The following is a 21,315-nucleotide window of genomic DNA, read 5'->3' on the forward strand; positions in this document are numbered from 1 at the left end:
TCACAGAAACATCGGATGGGTGCGCGAACGAATGAACGTGACCGTGTGGAACGAGTTCTATGAGGAGCGGACGTATCCCAGCGTCTCGTCGGTGTATCCCGACGGGCTGCACGTCGTGCTCGGGCAGGCACTGGCCGAACATCTCGGCCCCGAGGCACATGTACGTGTCGCGCTCCAGGAGGAGCCCGAGCACGGTCTGACCCAGGCCGTACTGGACGACACCGACGTCCTGCTCTGGTGGGGCCACCTCAAGCACGACGAGGTCAGCGACGAGGTCGTCGAGCGGGTCAGACGGCGGGTGCTCGACGGCATGGGCCTGCTCATCCTGCACTCCGCCATCGAGTCGAAGGTCGCCCAGGCCCTGCTGGGCACCTCCTGCAAGATCGCCAGCTGGCGGCACGACGACAGTGAGCTGCTCTGGACGATCCTGCCCGGCCACGACATCGTCCGCGGCGTCCCCAACCCGGTCGTCATCCCCAAGGGCGAGATGTACGGCGAGCCCATGGACATCCCGGAGCCGGACGAGCTCGTCTTCATCAGCTCGTACGAGGGCGGCGAGGTGCTGCGCAGCGGCTGCGCGTGGCAGCGGGGCAAGGGCCGGATCTTCTTCTTCGCCCCCGGCCACGAGGAGTCCCCGATCTACTTCCAGCCCGAGATCCGGCGGATCCTGGCCAACGCGGTCCAGTGGGCGACGCCGCCCGCCCAGCCCCAGCCGAAGGTCACCAGGAAGGGCGAATGGCCGCGGAACTGGTGGGCCGAGGCATGACCGACCTGATCCAGATCGGCCTCGGCCCCTGGGGGCTCGACTGGGCCGCGAAGATCCTCCCGCAGCTCCCCGACGTCCGGGTGACCGGCTGGGTGGACGCCTCCCCCGAGGCACGGGCCGCGTTCACCGCCAAGACCGGCGCCGGCAATGTGTTCGCCACCGTCGAGGAGGCGCTGGAGGCGACCGGTGCCGTGGCCGCGATCGCGCCGGTCGCGATCGGCGCGCACGCGGCCGTCGCCCGGCAGGTCCTGGAGGCCGGCGCGCATCTGCTGCTGGAGAAGCCGTTCACCCTGGACGCCGCGACCGCCAGGGAGCTCGCCGGCCTCGCGGAACGCGACGGCCTGGTCTTCGGCATCGACCAGAACTACCGGATCTTCCCCGGCGCCCCGGTCGTGCGCGACCTGCTCGAACGGCGAGCCGTCGGCGCCGTCCGCCGGGTCTCGGTCGAATGGCACCGCGACCACTCCGGGGTCCGGGGCGCCAATTCCCTGATCGAGCTGGCCATCCACCACTTCGACCTGATGCGGTACCTGTTCGGGCGGGAGGGGGCCGCGATCACCTGCGTACCGGTCACGCCCATACGCTCGGCCCAGGATCACACCCCCGGAGCCAGCCTCATCGTCGAGCTGGACGGCGGGCCCACGATCGACTACGTCCTGTCCAGCCAGGGGGTCGGCCCGCAGACGCCGTGGCCCGGCGTGTGGCGGATCTCCGGTGACGAGGGGCTGCTGACCTGGGGGGCCGCGCCGGACGACCACCGGGCCGTGTCGATCACCGACGCGGCCGGGGGCGTGCGCGCGGTCGAGGTGCCCGAGCTGCCGCTGTTCGAGCGGGCCGGGGTGCTGCGGGCGTTCGTCGACGCCGTGGCGGGCGCCGGTGAGCCGACCTCGCCCGCCGCCGACAACGCGCACAGCGTCGCGATGCTGGAGGCCGCGCTGACCTCGGCCCGTACCGGGGAGCGGACGAGGGTCGAGCGATGGTGACCTCCGCTCGTACTGGGCAGCGGATGAGGACCGGGCGATGGTGACGGCCGCCGCCGACCGGGTCGCGACGCGCCGAGCGCGGCAGCGGGCGGGCAGCACGCTGTTCGGTCCCAAGACGATGCTGTTCCTGCTGCCGGGCGCGATCTACCTCGCGGTGCTGTCGGTCTACCCGCTCATCGACCTGTTCCGTACGGCGTTCTCCGACGTGACCGCCGAGAACCTGCTGGGCGAGCGGCCGTTCAACGGGCTGGACAACATGTGGCGGGTGATCGACGATCCGTCGTTCGGTCACGTGGTGCTCCAGACGCTGGCCATCGTCGTGATCGTGCTGGTGGTCGGGCTGGCCGGCGGGTTCGCCGCCGCGCTGGTGCTGCGTCCGCGTACCCGGCTGAGCGGCGTGACGCTGGGCGCGATGGTGTTCGTGTGGACGCTGCCGGCGGTGGTCGCCGGAAATCTGTGGAAATTTCTGCTTGAGTCGGGCGGGCCGGTCAACTCGGTGCTGCTCTGGCTGCACCTGATCGAGCAGCCGATCCCCTGGCTGGCCAACGGCACGCTGGCGATCGTCGTACTCGGGCTGGTCAACGCCTGGATGGTGGTGCCGTTCTGCGCGCTCGTGCTGCGCGCGGCGCTGCTCGACGTCTCCCAGGAACTGCTGGAGGCCGCCGCGCTCGACGGCGCGGCCGGCTGGAAGGTGACCAGGCACATCGTGCTGCCGCTGCTGCGCCCGGTCATCTCCATCCTCGGCGTGCTCGTCGTGATCAACGCCTTTCGCTCGTTCGACCTCATCTTCGTGATGACCAGCGGCGGGCCCGGCACCTCCACCACCACGCTGCCGTATCTGGGTTATCAGCAGGCGTTCAAGTTCTACGAGTTCGGCCAGGGCTCGTTCACCGCGACGTTGTCGCTGGTCATCGTGCTCTTCCTGAGCGCCGTCTACCTGCGGATGAACCGGAGGGAGCAGGCATGACGGACGCCAAGCGCAACACGCCGGTCACCGTGCTCAGCTGCGTCCTCCTGCTGGCGGTCTACGCGCTGCCGCTGTACTGGCTGCTGGCCACCTCGTTCAAGAGCCTCAAGGACGTGTTCGCCGGATCGGCGGCGGTCATCTTCAAGCCCACGCTCCAGGCCTACATCGACGTGTGGAACGGCGGCTTCGCCACCTCCGCGCTCAACTCCGTGATCATCGCCGTGTCCACCACGGTCATCGTGCTGGTCGTCGCCGTGCCCACCTCGTACGGCCTGGCCCGGCTCAACGGCGCCATCGTGACCGGCGGGCTGGCCGCGCTGATCATCCTGCAGATGGTCCCGGCCACCTCGACCCTCATCCCCCTGAACCGGCTGCTGGCCCAATGGGGCCTCACCGGCAACCTGTACGGCGTCGCGCTCGCCATCGCCGCGACCAACCTCCCGTTCAGCATGCTGCTGCTGCGGCCGTTCTTCACCGGCGTGCCGATCGCCATCGAGGAGGCCGCCGCCAGCGACGGCGCGAGCAGGTGGCAGCGGTTCGTCAAGATCGTGCTGCCCATCACCCGCAACGGGATCGCCACCGTGGCCACCCTCACCTTCATCGGCGCGTGGGGCGAGTTCCTGTACGCGATCACCTTTCTCAACGACCCGGGCCAGTACCCGGTGAGCGCGCTGCTGGCGCAGCAAATGTCCTCCTACGGGGTGAACTGGCCGGGTCTCATGGCGGTCTCCGTCCTGGTCTCGGTCCCGACCGTATTGATCTATCTGTTCGGGCAGCGCCTGCTGGTCGGCGGTATCACGATGGGAAGCGTTCGTTGATCTCTGCAAGACTCCGCGTCGCCGCCGCCGCGGCGGCCCTGTGCGCCCTCGCCGCCTGCGGCACCTCCGGCTCCGGCGGCTCGGGCGACGCCAACAAGGTCACGTTCTGGCACTACTACGCCCAGGGCATCCCCGCCACCGCGAAGTTCACCAAGGACCTGGGCGACATCTACGCCAAGGCCAAGCCGGCCAAGCCGCTGAACAGCGTGTACGTGCCCGGCGAGCAGCTCACCCAGAAAGTGATCGCCACGGCGGCCACCAAGCAGGGCCCCGACGTCTTCGTCCAGGGCGGCGCCGACCTGCTCCAGCTCATCAAGGCCGGCGCGATCGCCGACATCACCGCCCAGTTCGACAAGTTCCCGGACAAGGCGCAGATTCCCGACGCGAACGTCATCAAGAAGGACGGCAAGGTCTACGGCGTCCAGGGCTTCAACAACACGACCGCCCTCTGGTACAACAAGACGATCCTCGACGAGCTGGGCATCACGCCGCCCACGACGATGGACGAGCTGACCGCCGCCCTGCAGAAGATCGGCAAGAAGTACGTCGGCATCGGCCTGCCCGGCCAGGGCGACCAGGACGTCAACGCCTTCTCCTTCATCACCGCCTACGGCTTCGACTACGCCAAGCCCGACGCCGCCGCCCTGGAGACCTCGCTCAAGCTGGTCGGCGGCTGGGCCGAGAAGGGCTACGTGCCCAGGGACGCCGCCACCTGGACCCCTGACGTCGCCTTCCAGAAGTTCACCGCCGGTGGCATGGCCTTCGTGCTCGGCGGCAACTGGCAGTACGGCAACGCCAAGAAGACCGCCTCCTTCAAGTACGGCGTCGTGCCCGTGCCGAACGGGAGCGCCCCGGCCAAGGTCTACCAGTTCGGCGACAACGTGCACGTCAGCGCGTTCACCAAGGACAAGGACGCCGCTTTCAACGCCGTGGCCGCGATGTTCCTCAGCAAGGAGGGCGAACTGGCCGCCCTGGAGGCGGGCAGCATGCCGGTGCGCAAGGACCTGGCCGACACCGAGGGCATGAAGGACCCGATCTACACCCAGTTCAACAAGGCCCTGGAGAACGGCGTGCCGTACCTGCTGCCCGGGTTCGGCACCGAGCTGACGCAGATGCGCAAGCCGGTGGCCGAGGCGTGGAGCGCCGTGCTCGCCGGACAGTCCGCCCCGGGCGACGCCGCCGCCACCGCGGTCGCCGCCATCCAGCGCGTCGCCAAGTAGGGAGAAATTCGCATGCGCCTGCGCGCCATCCTCGCCCTCGCGATGCTGGTCGGCCTGCTCACCGCCGTACCGGCCCACGCCGAAGTCGTCCACCCTCGCCAGCAGTGGTTACGCGACTCCACCGCGGGCCTGTTCCTGCACTGGGGCATGTTCACCGCGCCCCGGCACCTGGACTGCGCCGCGTGGGAACGCGACGTCACCGACGGCGGCTGGACGCCTGACTACTGGATCGACCAGGCCCGTGACCTCGGCGCCTCGTACATCGTCCTGGCCACCTTCCACAGCGCCCTGGGCTACGCCCGCCCCTGGCCGTCCGCGATCCCGGGCAGCTGCGCCACCCGCCGCGATTTCCTCGGCGAGCTGGTGAACGCCGGGAAGGCGAAGGGTGTGCGGGTCATGCTCTACATGACCGACGACCCGCAATGGCACAACAACACGGGTGTCGAGATGCTCGACTCGGCCGCCTACTCCGCCTACAAGGGGCGGCAGGTCGACATCACCACCCGGCCCGGCTTCGGGATGTACAGCCAGGATCTTTTCCTGGAGGTCATGGAGAAATATCCGGACCTGGCGGGGTTCTGGATCGACAACGAGAACGAGTACTGGCAGCAGAACGGCCTGTACGACAAGGTCCGTGAACGGCGTCCGGACTGGCTGCTGAGCAACAACAACACCGACACCCCGATCATGGACACGGTCAGCAACGAGCAGAAGACCGGCATGACCCCCGCCTACGACTACCCGCAGGCGGCATGGACTCCGATGCCGCGCCTGGTCGAGGCGGACTACAAGCTCCCGACGATCGGCGACTGGTGGTACGACGGCGCCGACCACCCCGTGGACGCCCGCCTGTCCACCGGCCGGTACATCACCAACGCCGGCTCGTCGATGAAGTCGCTGATGGCGGAGACCGCGATGGTGAACGGCAGGTTCCCGCCGCAGCAGGAGGCCTTCAACGCCTTCATGTCCACGTGGGTCCCGCCGATCAAGGAGTCCCTTCGGGCCACCGAGGGCGGCGGCTACATGTACGGCGGCCTGCAGCCCGGCTTCTGGAACGACGGCGCGCACGGCGTGATCACCGTCCGGCGCGACGACGGCGGGAAGCTCCAGTACGTCCACGTGCTCACCAAGCCCAGCACCGACCGGGTACGGCTGCGCGACAACGGCTATCGCGTCACCGGGGTGAGCGACCTGCGTACGGGCGAGCGGATGCGGTTCACCCAGTCCGGCGGCTACCTGACGATCCTCGGCGTCACGCGGTGGGACGACTACGACACGGTGTTCAAGGTCGAGACGGCCGGCCGCCAGGGCTTCCTCACCGGGGTCAAGGCCACCGCGTCCGCGTCGCAGGCCGAGCATCCCGCCGCCGCCCTGGTTGACGGTGATTTCACGAAATATTGGGACTCAGATGGCAACCAGCCGGTATCGGTGACGCTGGATCTCGGCAAGCGGAAGAAGATCGCCTACCTGGCGGTCAACCAGCGCGAATGGTCGCCCGTCTACGCCAGGGTGACCTTCGGGCGGCCCGAGGACTCAGCAAGGATCAAGGACTACCGCGTCTACGTCAGCGACGACGGCCGCCGGTGGGACAAGCCGGTGCGGGCCGGCGCGCTGCGCAGCGCCCGCGGCATGCAGATCCTCGACCTGGGCGAGCAGCAAGGCCGCTACGTGAAACTCGAGGTGCTCAACACCTGGGCGGGCGCGCAGGCGCCCCGCTTCCACCGCAAGCTCCGGATCGACGAGATCCAGGTCGCGGACTCGTACCCGCTCTCCCGCGACAGCCTGCCACTTGAGGCGGAGCGGCAACAGCGCACGGGCAAGGCCCGCGTCGAGGCCTGCACCGCCTGCTCGGGCGGCGCCCAGGTGGTCGGGCTGCGGGACGGCACGCTCACCTACCGCGATGTGAGCGTCCCGGCGGCGGGCGAGTACCGCTTGCGGATCGACCACACCTCCGCAACGCCCGCGACGCTGTCGGTCGCCGTCAACGGCGCGGCGCCGGTCCAGACGCGGGTGCCGGGCGACAACAAGGGCGTCCCCGCCGCCACCGCCCTGCCCGTCACCCTGAAGGCGGGCACCAACACGATCACCCTGTCCGGGGAGGCGGGCGTGGACCGCCTGGCCATCGCCCCGATGCCGCCCGCCTCCTACACCCCCACGACCACCATGACCGTCGACCCGTCCGGCCTGCAGTGGGTCAGCCCCGGCCAGCAGTCGCTGCGGGTCTCGGCCACGCTGCGCCTGGACAGCGAGGACGTGCTCGACCAGGTCGCCTTCGCCCCGGCCGTCCCGGCGGGCTGGACCGTCCAGGGCGAGACGATCACGGCGTCGGCCGTACGGCTCGGGCAGACGCTGACCGGCTCATGGACGCTCACCTCGCCCCCCGGAAAGGACGTGACCGCGACAGACATCCCGATCACCGCCACCTTCCAGTCGCTCGGCCGCCCCTACACGGTCACGAACCAGGTGGGAGTGCGTCCGCGCCCCGCCGACCGGGTGTTCATGCGAGAGGCCGAGGACTCCCGCAACAAGATCGGCGAAGCCGGGATCACCGCCTGCGCGGCCTGCTCGGGCGGCCAGAAGGTCCGCAACATCGGCGGCGGACCGGACCAGGGCAGCGAGCCGAACGCGTATGTGCTGTTCGAGGACGTCACGGTCCCCGAGGCACGGACGTACACGCTGTACATCGACTTCACGGTCAACGGCCCCAAGTCGTACTTCGTGACCGTCAACGCCGGCACGCCGACCGAGGTGAAGGTGAACGGGGCGGGCAACAACACCCTCTACACCGTCAGCGTCCCCGTCACGCTGAAGGCCGGCCCGAACACCATCAAGCTCCACAACGACACGACCCCGGCCCCGGACCTGGACCGCATCTCTCTCAGCTGATCTCGGTCAGTAAGGCGCGACCCCGGCCGGATCATCTCCCGCGCCGGGGTCCAAGCCCAGAAGCAACGGCTAGCCGTACGATTTGCCGACGCTGTCGAGCAGGTGCTCAAGGGTGTCGTAGGAGGGGATGTCCACCACGTCGATGAGGTCGGTCGCGACGCTTACCTGGTGATCCGCGGCGACCTTGGCGAAGTCGGCGGCGTCGGCCGAGCGGAATCCGTGCTCGGCCGCGAGCCGCTGCAGCTGCGGGTCGGTGCTGAGCAGGCGTCCGACGCGGTCGCCGGACGCGTTGAGCGGCACCAGCGTGTGCTTGGACAGCACCGTCGGCGACGGGTACATCAGCACCATCCCCGGCTTGATCTGCCCGCGCGTGGCGGCGTCGACGAACTGCGCCTCGTAGATCCAGACCATCGGCGACGGGCCCATGCCCACCGTGAGATATTCGTTGAACGGGCCCTCGGAGGTGTTGTCGGTGTAGCCCTGGCTGGTGAAGAGCTGGGTCACCAGGGGCAGCACGTTCTTCTCCGCGGTGGCGCCGTGCACGACCTTGCCGCCGTTCGCGACATAGCTGGTGATCGCCAGGTACATGGCCGCGGAGTTCGACGTGCGCGGGTCGGTCGTGGAGATCAGGATGTCCTTGTCGACACGGTAGCCGGAGTTGCCCGTGAGCTGATCCCACTTCGCGTCCGTGGTGACCAGTTCGAGGTAGTGGCCGATGTTGAAGGTCGGAACGGGTCCCTGCTTCACGACGCCCGCCGTGGTGAGCAGGTCGGCGATCGGCTGGAACGTCGCGATCGCCATGGGCGAGGAGAACGGCGTGTACTTCGTACTGACCTTGCGCTTGCGCTGGATGTACTCACCCGCCGGCGCACTCGACGGGAACGCGAAGTCGAAGCGGCTGAGGTCCATCGAAGTGGCGATCTGCCGGGAACCGGCCGATTCGACCTCGACCTTCACGCCCTTGTCGGCGAAGGCCCGCACCACCTGCGGATCCTCGAAGAACGCCTTCTTCTCGGAGCCGATCACGCCACGCACGATCGTGAGCGGCGGGGGCGGGGGCGGGGCCTCCTCCTTCCCGAGGTTCACGACCACCACGGCGGCGACCACGACGACCGCGACGGCCAGACCGATCGGGAGCAGCACCTTGCGGCTGGGCATTTTCGCCATCAACGCGGCCGGTCGGGCGGCTGTGGTGGTCTCAGGCCGAACGTCCGCGGACTTGTCCGACAGCGCTGCGGCCGTGGGCGCTGCGGCCTCGGCGGGTGCGGCCTTGGCAGGCGCGGTCTCGGCGGGCGCGGTCTCCGTGGGCGCGGGCGCCTTCACCTGTGCCGTCAGCTCACCGCGAGCGATGCGTTCGACCATGACGGGGACGAAGTCACGGACGGGAAGGCCGTCGAAGCGGCGATAAGCCGCCTGCATCACACGCTCGACGTGCTCGGCGGAATGGGTGCCGGCGAAGACCTGCACCAGGTGGTCGGTGGTCCGGCGAATCGCCTGTTCCTCGCGGAGGTTATCGCCGCTCACCAACATCTCCCCGACATATCAATTATCAGATTTCGCGGCAGGCCATCAGGCCCGCTCGAGCGTGCGAGACCCCACCATATAGGGAGTTTCGGCCGCGTTGATAACCACATCGGTCTTTATTTAGAACCCGCAGGTAAGCGCCACCTGGCCGCCCTCGGAAATCACCTGTTCATATTGTCCAACCTTTTAGTCAGGCGAAATACATAAATGTTTATGTTCGTTCATCCGCGGGCGAGGGCGGTGGCACCGAGAAGGGCCAGGCAGTTCGTCCACAGAGCGTCGAGGCGCTGGGTGTTGTTGTAGAGCTTGGCGAAGAGCACCTGGCCTTCAAGCTGAGCGACGACGGACCGCGCGGCCTCGTGGGCGTCGGCGGCCGTGACCTCTCCGCGCTCCCGGGCTTCGATGATGACCTTCTCCACCATGTCGACCTGCGACTCGAAGATCTGCTGCAGGCGTTCGCGGAGGGCTTCCGTCTGGTTGCTCATCTCCAGGGTCAGGTTCCCGAAAAGGCAGCCCGAGACGGTGCCACAGCTCTGCTGCCCAGCGCGCTGGTCGGCTTCGGTGGCCTCGAACAGCTGCCGCAGCCGCTGGAGGGGCAGGTCGTCGCCGCGCAGGATACGGTCCCAGTTACCGTGCTGGCCGGCCCAGTGCTCGTCGATGACGGCCAGGGCGAGCTCCTCCTTGGAGTTGAAGAAGTAGTAGAAGCTGCCTTTCGGCACGCCCGCCGCCTTGCAGATCTCGGCCACGCCCAGCGCGGAGTAGCCACGCAGCTCGATGAGCGTCTGCGCGGCGCTGAGGATCCTCTCCTTGGCGTCACTGGTTCGTCCCATACCATCAGTGTACGCCTTTACTAGACCGGTCGACTATTTCCGCCCCGCAGTGCCTCATCTCACTTTGACGGGTTGTCGACCGGTCGTCTACGTTGATAGACGACCGGTCGGCTAGTAATCCGTCCGGCATCACCAGGAAGGTCATCATGAGCAACCTCAGCCAGAAGGTCGCGGTCATCACCGGAGCGTCGCAGGGCATCGGAGCCGGACTCGTCGCCGCCTACCGCAAGCTCGGCTACGGCGTCGTCGCGACCTCACGGACGATCGCCCCCGCCGACGACGCCGACGTGGTAACCGTCCAGGGCGACATCGCCGACCCCGCCACCGCCGAGCGCGTCATCGCCGCCGGCATCGAGCGCTTCGGCCGTATCGACACCCTGGTCAACAATGCGGGGATCTTCATCGCCAAGCCCTTCACCGACTACACCGCCGACGACTACGCCGCCGTGAGCGGCGTGAACCTGACCGGGTTCTTCCAGATCACCCAGCTGGCCATCCCGCACCTGCTCGCCCAAGGCGGCGGCCACATCGTCAACATCACCACCAGCCTGGTCGACAACCCCGACTCCCATGTCCCCTCGGTGCTCGCCTCGCTGACGAAGGGCGGCCTGCAGTCCGCCACCAAGTCCCTGGCCATCGAGTACGCGACCCGCGGCGTCCGCGTCAACGCCGTCTCACCGGGCACGATCAAGACCCCGATGCACCCGGACGAGATCCACCAGACCCTCGCCGCGCTGCACCCGGTCGGGCGGATGGGCGAGGTGAGCGACATCGCCGACGCGGTGGTCTACCTCGAGACGGCCCCGTTCGTCACCGGGGAGATCCTGCACGTAGACGGAGGCATGAGCGCCGGCCACTGACAGCCGCGCGGAAGCGGCATCGCGACGGTCCTCGCCGCGTCAGTCGTCCTTCTCGTCCGCATCATCCTGCTCATCCGAATCGTCCTCGGCGTCGTCCTCATCGTCCGAATCGTCCTCGGTGCCGTCCTCGTCGTCCCAGTCGTCCTCGGCGTCGTCCTCATCGTCCCAGTCGTCCTCCTCGTCGTCCCACAGGTCGCTCGCCGACAGCGGGTGCTCGTCATCGATGAGGGAACTGTCCACCGAGCGGCGCCAGGCGCCCCTCTCGTCTGGGTCGGCCCAATCCTCGTCGGTGATCCTCGGGATGGGGATGGTGGCCCGCCGGTGGTCGACCATCCAGGAGTTGCGGAAGAAGTCGAACTTGAGGTGGTAGCAGCCGGCGGACTCGGTGTACATGATGGGCGGGACGAGGAACTTCGCTACCCCGACCTTGGCCGCGACGATCACGTAGTCCTCGGGAATGGATTCGTCGTTCCAGCAGGCGGCGAAGTTCACCGGCTTGAGCGCGCCCTCGCCGAGCACGTGGATGAGGGTGTCCTGGATGACGAACCGGTCTGGGTCAAGGGCCACGTCCTCGCCGAGCATGAGGATCGGCGCGGGCAGGATGTGCGCTTTGGCGAAGGACTGCGCGTCGGTGTAGAGCTCGATGATCTCGTCGTGGCGCGTGGGGTCGTAGCGTCCGGAGTGGAACGGGCAGCAGATCTGGCCGTTGGGCCGCTCCGGCTCGGGGAAGAACGCGGATTTGTCGACCCGTGTCATGGCCGACCCGCTGTGCCGGGCCCGCAGGAACTCCGGGATCCAGCCGGCATTGTCGGACTCGATCACCTCTGTCCGGCACAGCGCCCGGAACGCGGTGTCGCCGAGCTTGCAGTTGAAGTAGTCGAGAAGGGTGAGCGCGGCGCACTCCGCCAGCGACAATGCCTCGGTCTTGGGGAACCAGAAGTCGTAGCCGTTGGCCACGAAGTGCACGCCACGGAACTCCTTGTGCACGAAGGTCTCGCTGCTGCGGCTTCCCCCCAAGCCGCTCCAGTGGGCCGCCGCCACCTGGTTGTAGTACGCGTCGGCCGACCGGGCCAACTCTGGCGCGAACACACTCTCACCGGTCAGGTAGCACGCCTTGCTGAACAGCTCACCGATCTCCGGCGCCTCGGTGACCTCGTCGGCGGTGAAGATGAGTTCGGTACGCAGGAACACCTTGCGGCCGTCGCGGTAGGGGGCGCCCTCGTGCTCGTACCGCTGATCGAAGATCACACACGTGAAGTCGCCGATCTCGCTGAGCGCGGCACCGCCGACCAGGTCAAGCGCCGGCGATCCCGTACCGCCGGTCAGGTACAGCAGCACCGTGTGCCGGGAGATGTGCCGCCGCGCCGCGTCGAAGTACGGCGTGTCCCGATGCCGGTGGAAGTTCGCGTCATCCGGCTCGAACCGGTTGCACCTGAACACCGGGTTCACGTGCGAGAACCCCTCCGCCGTCGCCGGAGGCAACGCGTCGGCCACCGCCGCGGTCAACGCCTCGGCCAGCAGCGCCGAGTGGAAGATGAACCGTTCACCGCCCCGGGAGGCGGCATTCAGCGGCGGCACGTACAGGTTCAACTCATCCAGCTGTGCCAGCCGGGCCTGGGCCTGCGCCGGCAACCGCAGCGAGAACGAGAACACCCCCTCCGTGTGCTCCACCCGCCCGGCCAGTTCCGCCTCCAACGGCACGTCCTCGAACAGGCGGTCCAGCGGGATGATGTTTTCGAACGTGCGAAACGACAACTCGTGCGGATCCACGAACACCGCCGCCAGGTACGGCGCGTCCGCGCTGGGACGGGCGAACAGATCCCGCACCCGCTCGTCGATTCGCTCGGCATCAATGAACCGCACCGCCTTGAACCGCGCCGACGGATGCCACGAGATGTCCAATCCATCGACCGTCGCGGCCGGCTCGGCATCGGTCGCGTCCACCTCCGCCCGATATCGAGCGGCCTCATCGGTGGCCACATCCCTGGTCGACAGGACGAAGAACCGATCCCGAAGTTCGATGCTCACACGCACCTCCACAAGCTGCGCAGCCCCGACGGAAGGTTCGCGGCGTGCGCCAGTTTCCGCACGCCGGCCTGGCCCACATCGGAGCCGTACAGCCACAGCCGCGCGAGGGACCCGACGAACGGGGCGGCGAGCAGGGCTTCCGCGCCCGCCTCGCCGATGTCGTTGTACCGCAGGTCGAGCTCGGTCAGCTCCGGAAACCGATGCAGGGAACGCACGCCCTCGGCGGTCACCCTGTTGCGCTGCAGGCGCAGGCGGCGCAGTCCGCCCAGGTGCGGGGACGCCCCGAGGGCCGCCAGACCGGCGTCGCCGATACGGCAATACCGCAGTTCCAGCGCCCGTAACCGGTCGGTGCGGAGCGAGGCGGCGAGAATCTCGGCGCCGTCGGGGCCGAGATCCAGATAGGAGAGGTCAAGCTCGACGAGTCGCCCGACATCCAGTCCGTCGAGAAGCCGCATGTCCAAGGTGCCAGGGCGCAGCTCGGCCGCCGGGCCGCCTTCCCCCTCGTCGTCGTCCCCCTCGTCGTCGTCCCCCTCGTCGTCGTCCCAGTCGTCGTCCTCGCCGGCCGCCGCGTTCGGCGCGATCCTCAGCGTGGTGACGAACCGCCCGTGCAGCACCTGCTCCACGGCCTCGCGGACGTCGTCCGACCACTGGACGGCCACTTCCGCGGCGAACCCGTACCGGCGCGCCAGCACACGCGCCGTCGCCGGCAACCCGTCGTCCCATCCGTCCTCGTGCTCCGCGACGAGGTCGGCGATCTCGCGCTCCAAGGCCGGGCGATCAGCGGGGCGGGTGCGCGCCAGGCGCTGCTCAAGGCGGATCAGCGTGCCTCTGGCGTCGCCGTGCTCCAGCAGCCAGTCGCTGTAGGCACGCCACGAGGCCATGTCATCGGGATGAGCCCGTAACGCGTCTTCGACGGCGGTCACTTGCATTCGTCCGAATGTACGGAGATCGGCGGATGTGTCAAGGCGACCCACGCCGTCGGCAAACGGACCCCGAGTGACCTCGCGGGCAGGTATTCTGCTGCGCCGAGTACATGATCGCTGGGGTGGGCGGCCCCAACCGGCACGAGTACATTCTGGCGTCCTCGGACGGGGTCAGAGGCTCGCCTCAGTTGGAGGTCTCCACCGTGAATCCACCGGGTTCAGCCCCTTCGGCAGCCGATGATCGGGATGCGGAGCGCATGCCCCGGGCCGCGTGCGGCCGCGACGACACCGCCGCCGAGAGGCGGGCGTGGGAGTCCGCGGCCCGTGCCTGCTACCAGAAGATCGGGCTCCCGTTCCCCGAACGGGTCGTGTGGGTGTCCTCACCGCTCGTCGGCGCGTTCGCCGCACCGATCGCCGCATGTCTGAGCACCGGCCACCGCAACAACCGCGTCCTGGACTCCGTCTACCGCGCGTTGGACGATACCGCCGGTGAGGCCGTCGGTCACGCGGTGCGCGCCGCGGTCCGGGTCGCGGCCGACGGCGCGGTGAGCGATCCGGTGCACGGCGCGGCGGCCACCGCCCTGCACGCCGAGATCGCCGAGACAATGGGCTCCGCGATGGCCTCGGCGGTGCGGGAAAGGGCGCGCGTCACACCTGCCCGCAAGGAGTCGGCACCGCCGACGAGCCGGAATGTACCCACCGGCGCATTGGCCACGCTTGCCACGGCGTCGCAAGCGGCCGTGGGGGCGGCGGTGGACGCAGCGGTGGGCGGCCCGCGGCAGGATACGATCCGCGGCGAGGTGCGTCGGCTGTGGCGGGCCCATCTGGCGGGCCAGCGGTCCGACACCTGGCTGACCCTGGTCGGCCTCTTCGGGCAGGATGCGGTCCCGCCGCTCGACGAGCACCGGTCGTGGCCAACCGTCGCGGAGCAGGCCGCGGCGCAATCCGCACCCGCCGGCTGGTGGTGGTGGCCTTTCCGGGGCTTTGTCATGCTCTGTCCGCGCCCGGCCGAGCTGTACCTCGAGCAAGTCGGCGAGGGCGCCGGAGTCACGCACCGGCCGCACCGCGCCGACGGCCCCACGGCCGTCTGGCCCGACGGGTTCGGGCTGTACTTCTGGCACGGTACCCACGTCACCCGAGCCGTCATCGACGACACCCTCACCGCCGACGAGATCCTCCGCGAAACCAACGTCGAGATCCGCCGCTGTGCCATCGAACGTCGCGGCTGGGACCGCTTCATCACCGAGGCCCGCCTTGCCCAGGTCGGCCCTGCCGTACCCGACCCCGGCAACCCAGGGCAGACCCTCACCCTGCACGAGGTCCCCGCGGACATATACGCCACACGCGTGCGGGTCCTGCTGTGCACCAACGGCACCGTCGAACGGGACGGCACCCGCCGCCGCTTCGGCCTCACCGTCCCCGCGGACTGCACCGACCCCCTCCAGGCCGCCGCCTGGACTTACGGCCTCACCTCCGCGCAATACATCACTGCACAACGACGATCCTGACCCTCCGCCCACCGGCAAAGGAGCCCGAGAAGATGCCCACCATCGAACAGGCCATCGCCACCTTCGGCGTCACCATCGACGAGCACCTCGACCGGCACGCCGAGATCCCCGTCCTGTCCGGCCTGCAGTTCCAGGGCGATGTCGCCGTCGTACCGGCCGACCGGGATCCGGCTCGCATCCCCGTCCCCGAGATCGGCGTCCCGATCGTCCGCGGCCAGGCCGAGGCCAACACCCACCTCCTGCTCGCCACCGGCAAGGCGTTCTTCAGCCCGGAGCGCTTCGGCGGCGGAATGGTGCTCGGTGTGCTGACCGTCGCAGAGGGGGCGTCCGCCTACCTCGCGCATCCCGAACACGCCTTCACCGGCATCGCACCGGGCACTTACGAGCTGCGGCGCCAGCGCGAGCAGGCCGGCGAAGCCCGGCTCGTCGCCGATTGAGGGTGCCGCCGGTCCGGGTGAAGGCAGTCTGAACGGCCTCTGGACACGTGTGGTGCGCCTCAGGTCACCAAGCCCCTGCGGTAGGCGTAGACCACGGCCTGCACGCGGTCACGCAGGTCGAGCTTGGTGAGGATGCGCGACACGTACGTCTTGACGGTCTCCTGGCTGATCACCAAGGTCGCGGCGATCTCGCTGTTGGACAGGCCGTCGGCGATGAGGCGCAGGACCTCCAGTTCGCGCGGGGTCAGCGCGATGCCGTCCGGGGTGTCCTCGGCGGGACGGATCCTCGACGCGTACCTGCCGACGAGCCGCCGCGTCACCTCGGGTGCCAGTAGCGCGGCACCTGTCGCGACGGTGCGGATGCCGTTCAGCAGCTGCGCCGGTGGGGCGTCCTTGAGCAGGAACCCGCTCGCGCCCGCCCGCAGCGCCTCGTAGACGTACTCGTCCAGGTTGAACGTCGTCACCACGAGCACCTTGATGGGATCCGCCACCCCGGCACCGGCCAGCAGGCGGGTCGCCTCGATCCCGTCGAGCACCGGCATCCGTACATCCATCACCACCATGTCCGGCTTCAGCCGGCGGGCGAGGTCGACCGCGGCGCGACCGTCCCCGCACTCCCCCACCACCTCAAGGTCGGGCTGCGCACCGATGATCGTCGCGAACCCGGTACGGATCAGCGCTTGGTCATCGCAGATCAGCACCCGAACCGGCGCGTTCATGACGGGCTGCCCGCGGGGACGCGGGCCCGCACGACGAAGCCGCCGCCCGCGGGCCGGTCCGCGCTGAACTCGCCGCCCAGGGCGTCGACCCGTTCGCGGAGCCCGGCGAGACCCCGCCCGCTCCCACCAGGAGAGCGGCTCCGCGAGCCGGAGCCATCGGTGCTGACCTCCACGCTGATCTCCTTCTGGCCATAGCGCACACGGACCACGGTGCGGCTGCCGTGGGCGTACTTGAGGGCGTTCGTCAGAGCCTCCTGCACGACCCGGTAGGTCACGAATTCGGCGCTGCCGGCCGACTCCGCCGGCCGGCCCTCCTCGGTGAACTCCACCGGCTGCCCGGCCTGGCGCGTCTGCTCCACGAGCGTGTGCAGCTCGCCGACGGACGGCGTCCTGACGTCGGTGTCGTGGCCGGGGTTGAGCAGGTCGAGCAGGTGCCGCAGGTCGGCGATCGCCCGCCGGCCGGTGTCGGTGACGGCGCTCAGCGTCTCGTCGAGGCGATCGGGCACGGCGGTCAGGTAGCGTGCCGCCTCGGCCTGTACGACCATCGCCGTCACGTGGTGAGTCACGACGTCGTGGAGCTCGCGGGCGATGCGGGTGCGCTCGGCGGCGCGGGTGGCCTCGGCGACGTGCCGGCGGAGCTCGGCCTCGGCGGCCCGGGTGGAGCGCAGCCAGGCCCCGACGCCCCAAGCGAGCACCAGCGCCAGGTAGAACAGCACGAACCCTTCCGGCCGCTCGGCCCCGCCGGGCCGGTCGAGCGCGACGGCCAGCGGCAGGTACGCCACGGAGAGGACGACCGCGATGACGCGACGATGACGCTCCAGATGGGCGCCCGCGCTCACGAGCGCGATGGGCAGCCCGGTGCCCGCCAACGCGTGGTAGCCGCGCAGCTGGTCGAGCGCGAAACCAAGCGACACCAGGACGAGACAGACGGCCGGCCACCGCCGGCGTACGGCGAGCGGCAGGCTCTGGAGGGCGACCGCCACGACGGCCAGCACGTCGAAGGGGCGGAGCGGCAGGTCGCCGACCTGTGTCCCGGCGCTCTGCAACGCCGGAAAGAACGACGCGACGGCCAACAGCAGCGCCAACGGAGAATCCCGGACCGTGACGTCACACCGCCGCCACAGATCCGGGACCCGATGGAGACCGATCACTGGGAGAGCGTAGCGGCCGTGCCGGGCCGGGCGCCGCGCCGGCGAGGGACCAGGTTGCCGCGACGGCGGGCCAGCCACATGAACGCGATCGTCGCCAGCACGCCGAAGACGACCGAGTACGGGCTTCCCTCCGGCCCGAAGTCGCCGCCGGTGAGCAGGGCCGGGCCTGACGTCACCCCGTGCAGCAGCCCTTCCGACGCGCCGTTGCCGGAGACCTCGGTGCTGAAGATGCCGGCCGCGGCGAAGTTCCAGCCGAAGTGCAGGCCGATCGGCACCCACAGGGTGCGGGTGGCGACGTACGCCGCGGCGAGCATGCCACCGCCCTCGATCGCGATGGCGAGCGCGCCCCACAGGCTGGCATGCTGGTTGAACAGATGCGCCATGCCGAACACCAGGGCCGTCAGTGTCAGCGCTATCCACGTGCCGGTACGTTCCTCGACGATCCGGAACAGGATGCCGCGAAAGAGCAGTTCCTCCGTCACCGCGGCGGCGGCCATGAACCCGACCAGCCCGATCGCCCCCGCCACCGAGCCGCCGCCGTCGATCCGGTAGCCGCCCATGAAGGCGATGTTCACGATCACGGCCGAGAACAGCCCGATACCGATCAGCACCCCTCGGCCGACGGCGGTGGCGGCGCCTTTCGCGGCCACCTCCACCGGCTCGCGGCGTTCGGACCACCGCACCACCCGGGCGTACACGAACACCGCGAGCGCGGCCGTCGCGACACCGAGAACCAGAGTGAGAAACGCGTTCCCCTGTACCGCGCCCACCACCGAACTGCCGACGAAGGCGACCACCGCGACGGCCACGAGCTGCTTCAACAGTCGCATGACGACTCCTCTGCGAGATTCCATGAGATTCCGCGACCGGGGCGCCGCGGCTACGTCGAGAACGCTAGGGATTCGACGGCCGGGAATCGTCACCGCGCAGTGGACACTCGCGGGTAGCTCGCACGGGGGACAAACGTCAAGCAGCCACCTCAGCCGGGACGCCGGGGCGTGATCCGGGCCTCGATGGCGTCCAGCAGTGCGGCCAGGCCGAACTCGAACTCCTCGCGGCTGCCCACGCGAGACAGCTCTTCGGCATGGGCGACCAGTCCAGGATGCGCGAGCAGGAAATCGCGGAACGAGTGCGTCCGCGTGGCGCGCGCCCGAGGTGGCCGGCGTCCGCACCGTGCTCGTCACCAAGAAGGTCTGAGCCATGCCCGAAGTGATCATCTCCGGCGCCGGCCCCGCCGGTCTGACCCTGGCCATCGAACTGGCCCGGCGCGACGTGGACTTCGTGCTGATCGACAAGGCGTCGCATCCGCTCATCGGATCCCGGGGCAAGGGCATCCAGCCCCGGACCCTTGAGGTGTTCGAGGACCTTGGCGTGCTGGACCGGATGGTCGCGGCCGGCGGCGAATACCCGCTCCAGCGCGTCTACACCGAGGACGGCCCGGTCGACCGGCGCGTCATGGAGCACCAGGACCCGGCGCCCGCGGAGCCGTACCGCAACGCGCTCATGCTCCCGCAGTTCCGCACCGAGAGCGTGCTGCGCGATCGGCTGGCCGAGCTCGGCCACGCCCCGCGATACCAGTACGAGCTGCTGAGCTTCGACGCTGTTCCACATCACCGACGGCGAATGGGAGGTCTACGTCAACGACACCGTGCACCTGGTCACCCCCGGCTGCACGGTGTGGATTCCGCGGAACACCGCTCACTCCATCTTCGTCCGGTCCAAGCGTGGCCGCGGCTTCTGCGTCGTCACCCCGGCGGGGTTCGAGAAGTTCTTCGAGGACATGGGAGAGCCGGCGACGGTGCCGAGCATGCCGACGCACCAGACCCGCGACTCGTCGGTCGAGGAACTGCTGGCCGGCGGTCAGGCGATGGGCTGGGAGTTCGTGGAGCCGCGACCACGCCGGCTGCCCGGCTGATCGTTCGGACCATGGGCGGGGCGTTCGCGCTGCTCGTCTCCCCTCGACCGTGCGTTCGCCCCCCGGATTGCGGGTACGTGAGCCCGGGGGGCTCGAGCATCCATGACGACCAGGGGGACGTCTCATGACTGAGCACATCTTGGAGCCGGCGGCACAGGAGATCGCGGACGCGACCTCGAAGCCCCCGTTCCTGTACGAGCTGGGCCCCGAGGGCGCCCGGAAGGTCCTCGACGACATCCAGGCCGCCCCGATCGACAAGCTCGACGTCGAGGAGAAGTGGATCACCGTACCGGCCGAGGTCGGGGACGTTCGGGTCCGCATCGTCAAGCCCCCGGGCGCCACCGGCACGCTGCCCGTCATCCTGTACGTCCACGGCGGCGGCTGGATCCTCGGCAACGCCGGCACGCACGACCGGCTCGTCCGCGAGCTGGCCGTCGGGGCGAAGGCCGCCGTGGTCTTCGTCGAGTACGAGCGCTCGCCGGAGGCGCGCTACCCGGTGGCGATCGAGCAGGCGTACGCCACGGCCCGCTGGATCACCCGCGACGGGGCCTCCGAGGGACTCGACGCCACACGCCTGGCGGTCGCGGGCGACTCCGTCGGCGGCAACATGACGGCCGCCCTGGCCATCCTGGCCAAGCAGCGCGGCGACGTGACGTTCGTCCACCAGTCGCTCTACTACCCGGTCACGGACGCCGCCCAGGACACCGGCAGCTACCGGGAGTTCGCCAACGGGCCCTTCCTGACCGCGAAGGCCATGGCCTGGTTCTGGGACGCGTACCTGCCGGACCACGACAGGCGCGCGGAGATCACCGCCTCGCCGCTGCGGGCGAGCCTGGAGGACCTCACCGGGCTGCCCGAGGCGTTCGTGATCGTGGACGAGAACGACGTGCTGCGGGACGAGGGCGAGGCGTACGCGCGCAAGCTCGTGGCGGCCGGGGTGCGTACGACGAGCCTGCGCTACAACGGCATCCTGCACGACTTCATGATGCTCAACCCGCTCCGGCAGACCGCCGCCACCACGGGCGCCGTCGAACAGGCCATCCAGGTCCTGCGCAAGGCCCTCGGCACGACCTGACGCCCGCACCCGCCACGAGCACCCGGACGCCATGGTGACGCCTGATCACCAAGCCGCCCGCGTCGGAAAAGCCGCAGCTCGAATGCTCAGACGGCCAGCCGGTCGCGGAGCTCGTCGGCGGTGATCCCGAAGGTCTCGCGCACCGTCGCCCCGCCCGGGCCGACGTCGATGACGGCGACGTCGGTGTAGACGCGGCTGACGCAGCCGATGCCCGTCAGCGGATAGGCGCAGGTGGACACCAGCTTCGAGCGGCCCTGCTTGTCGAAGAGCGTCATCATCACGAAGACCTGCTTGGCGCCGATCGCCAGGTCCATCGCGCCGCCGACGGCGGGGATGTCGCCGGGCTTCCCGGTGTGCCAGTTGGCCAGGTCACCGGTGACCGAGACCTGGAACGCGCCCAGCACGCACACGTCGAGGTGGCCGCCGCGCATCATGGCGAAGGAGTCGGCGTGGTGGAAGTAGGAGGCGCCGGGGAGTTCGGTCACCGGGACCTTGCCGGCGTTGATGAGTTCCGGGTCGATCTGGTCGCCGGTCGCCGCGGGGCCCATGTTGAGCATGCCGTTCTCGGTGTGCAGGACGATCCCGGAGTCGCGGGGAAGATGGTCGGCGACCTTGGTGGGCTGTCCGATGCCGAGGTTGACGTAGGAGCCGGCCGGGATGTCGCGGGCGACGATCGCGGCGAGTTCGTCGGTGGACAGGGGCATG

Annotated in this window: 19 protein-coding genes and 1 pseudogene; 12 read left to right on the plus strand and 8 right to left on the minus strand. The window is 69.3% G+C overall.

What is annotated here, in order from left to right; translation table 11 throughout:
* Window positions 1-19 precede the first annotated feature (19 nt).
* From AB0B61_RS04365 to AB0B61_RS04390, 6 genes are read left to right on the plus strand one after another with little or no spacing between them, the layout of a single operon-like run.
* On the plus strand, window positions 20-766 hold the full coding sequence (locus AB0B61_RS04365) for a ThuA domain-containing protein (RefSeq protein ID WP_358427823.1): 747 nt from the start codon (window positions 20-22) through the stop codon (window positions 764-766).
* Window positions 736-1,749 (plus strand): Gfo/Idh/MocA family oxidoreductase, encoded by a 1,014-nt coding sequence (locus tag AB0B61_RS04370; protein ID WP_358427826.1) that lies wholly within the window; start codon window positions 736-738, stop codon window positions 1,747-1,749. The genes AB0B61_RS04365 and AB0B61_RS04370 overlap by 31 nt, the downstream gene beginning before the upstream one ends.
* 37 nt (window positions 1,750-1,786) lie before the next feature.
* The gene (locus tag AB0B61_RS04375; protein WP_358427829.1) at window positions 1,787-2,716 is read left to right on the plus strand and encodes a sugar ABC transporter permease; all 930 of its coding nucleotides are present in this window, start codon (window positions 1,787-1,789) and stop codon (window positions 2,714-2,716) included.
* Complete coding sequence (locus AB0B61_RS04380; protein WP_358427832.1) at window positions 2,713-3,534, plus strand: carbohydrate ABC transporter permease; 822 nt, start codon at window positions 2,713-2,715, stop codon at window positions 3,532-3,534. Before AB0B61_RS04375 ends, AB0B61_RS04380 begins: the two co-directional genes overlap by 4 nt.
* The gene (locus AB0B61_RS04385; RefSeq protein ID WP_358427835.1) at window positions 3,531-4,754 is read left to right on the plus strand and encodes an extracellular solute-binding protein; all 1,224 of its coding nucleotides are present in this window, start codon (window positions 3,531-3,533) and stop codon (window positions 4,752-4,754) included. Before AB0B61_RS04380 ends, AB0B61_RS04385 begins: the two co-directional genes overlap by 4 nt.
* A 12-nt stretch (window positions 4,755-4,766) precedes the next feature.
* Window positions 4,767-7,640, plus strand: a complete 2,874-nt coding sequence (locus AB0B61_RS04390) for a CBM35 domain-containing protein (RefSeq protein WP_358427838.1) — start codon at window positions 4,767-4,769, stop codon at window positions 7,638-7,640.
* 69 nt (window positions 7,641-7,709) lie between these two features.
* Here the strand turns inward: AB0B61_RS04390 and AB0B61_RS04395 are convergent, their stop codons facing one another.
* On the minus strand, window positions 7,710-9,164 hold the full coding sequence (locus tag AB0B61_RS04395) for a three-helix bundle dimerization domain-containing protein (protein ID WP_358427841.1): 1,455 nt from the start codon (window positions 9,162-9,164) through the stop codon (window positions 7,710-7,712).
* Window positions 9,165-9,385: 221 nt separating this feature from the next.
* Window positions 9,386-9,994, minus strand: coding sequence for a TetR/AcrR family transcriptional regulator (locus tag AB0B61_RS04400; RefSeq protein WP_358427844.1), 609 nt, complete (start codon window positions 9,992-9,994; stop codon window positions 9,386-9,388).
* A 146-nt stretch (window positions 9,995-10,140) separates the two neighbouring features.
* Between AB0B61_RS04400 and AB0B61_RS04405 the strand changes: the two genes are divergently transcribed.
* Entirely contained in the window at window positions 10,141-10,854 is a 714-nt protein-coding gene (locus AB0B61_RS04405; protein ID WP_358427847.1) for an SDR family oxidoreductase, read from the plus strand.
* A 39-nt stretch (window positions 10,855-10,893) separates the two neighbouring features.
* Here AB0B61_RS04405 and AB0B61_RS04410 read toward each other — a convergent pair whose 3' ends face one another.
* A complete protein-coding gene (locus tag AB0B61_RS04410) occupies window positions 10,894-12,882 on the minus strand; it encodes a hypothetical protein (protein WP_358427850.1) in 1,989 nt (662 codons plus the stop codon).
* A complete protein-coding gene (locus AB0B61_RS04415; protein WP_358427852.1) occupies window positions 12,879-13,811 on the minus strand; it encodes a TIGR02996 domain-containing protein in 933 nt (310 codons plus the stop codon). The genes AB0B61_RS04410 and AB0B61_RS04415 overlap by 4 nt, the downstream gene beginning before the upstream one ends.
* 251 nt (window positions 13,812-14,062) lie before the next feature.
* Between AB0B61_RS04415 and AB0B61_RS04420 the strand changes: the two genes are divergently transcribed.
* Together AB0B61_RS04420 and AB0B61_RS04425 are read left to right on the plus strand one after the other, a co-directional pair.
* Window positions 14,063-15,313 carry a DUF6745 domain-containing protein gene (locus AB0B61_RS04420; protein ID WP_358427855.1) on the plus strand — a complete coding sequence of 417 codons (1,251 nt, stop codon included), beginning with the start codon at window positions 14,063-14,065 and terminating at the stop codon, window positions 15,311-15,313.
* Between the two features lie 32 nt (window positions 15,314-15,345).
* On the plus strand, window positions 15,346-15,750 hold the full coding sequence (locus tag AB0B61_RS04425; RefSeq protein WP_358427858.1) for a hypothetical protein: 405 nt from the start codon (window positions 15,346-15,348) through the stop codon (window positions 15,748-15,750).
* Window positions 15,751-15,809: 59 nt separating this feature from the next.
* Here AB0B61_RS04425 and AB0B61_RS04430 read toward each other — a convergent pair whose 3' ends face one another.
* Genes AB0B61_RS04430 through AB0B61_RS04440 form a run of 3 tightly spaced genes read right to left on the minus strand, consistent with a single transcriptional unit; the run spans window position 15,810 to window position 18,450 of the window.
* Window positions 15,810-16,469 (minus strand): response regulator transcription factor, encoded by a 660-nt coding sequence (locus tag AB0B61_RS04430; protein WP_358427861.1) that lies wholly within the window; start codon window positions 16,467-16,469, stop codon window positions 15,810-15,812.
* Window positions 16,466-17,620, minus strand: a complete 1,155-nt coding sequence (locus tag AB0B61_RS04435; RefSeq protein ID WP_358427864.1) for a histidine kinase — start codon at window positions 17,618-17,620, stop codon at window positions 16,466-16,468. The genes AB0B61_RS04430 and AB0B61_RS04435 overlap by 4 nt, the downstream gene beginning before the upstream one ends.
* Complete coding sequence (locus tag AB0B61_RS04440) at window positions 17,617-18,450, minus strand: CPBP family intramembrane glutamic endopeptidase (RefSeq protein WP_358427867.1); 834 nt, start codon at window positions 18,448-18,450, stop codon at window positions 17,617-17,619. The genes AB0B61_RS04435 and AB0B61_RS04440 overlap by 4 nt, the downstream gene beginning before the upstream one ends.
* Before the next feature lie 370 nt (window positions 18,451-18,820).
* Here AB0B61_RS04440 and AB0B61_RS04445 point away from each other — a divergent pair.
* From AB0B61_RS04445 to AB0B61_RS04455, 3 genes and pseudogenes are all read left to right on the plus strand, one after another.
* Window positions 18,821-19,159, plus strand: a pseudogene (locus AB0B61_RS04445) (FAD-dependent monooxygenase); the annotation flags it as partial.
* A gap of 70 nt (window positions 19,160-19,229) precedes the next feature.
* A complete protein-coding gene (locus AB0B61_RS04450) occupies window positions 19,230-19,535 on the plus strand; it encodes an AraC family ligand binding domain-containing protein (protein WP_358429301.1) in 306 nt (101 codons plus the stop codon).
* Window positions 19,536-19,659: 124 nt separating this feature from the next.
* Window positions 19,660-20,610, plus strand: coding sequence for an alpha/beta hydrolase (locus AB0B61_RS04455; RefSeq protein ID WP_358427869.1), 951 nt, complete (start codon window positions 19,660-19,662; stop codon window positions 20,608-20,610).
* A gap of 86 nt (window positions 20,611-20,696) precedes the next feature.
* Here AB0B61_RS04455 and AB0B61_RS04460 read toward each other — a convergent pair whose 3' ends face one another.
* Window positions 20,697-21,314 (minus strand): 3-oxoacid CoA-transferase subunit B, encoded by a 618-nt coding sequence (locus AB0B61_RS04460; RefSeq protein WP_358429303.1) that lies wholly within the window; start codon window positions 21,312-21,314, stop codon window positions 20,697-20,699.
* Window position 21,315: the final 1 nt, after the last annotated feature.

Source organism: Nonomuraea sp. NPDC049158 (assembly GCF_040648335.1).
GTDB lineage: Bacteria > Actinomycetota > Actinomycetes > Streptosporangiales > Streptosporangiaceae > Nonomuraea.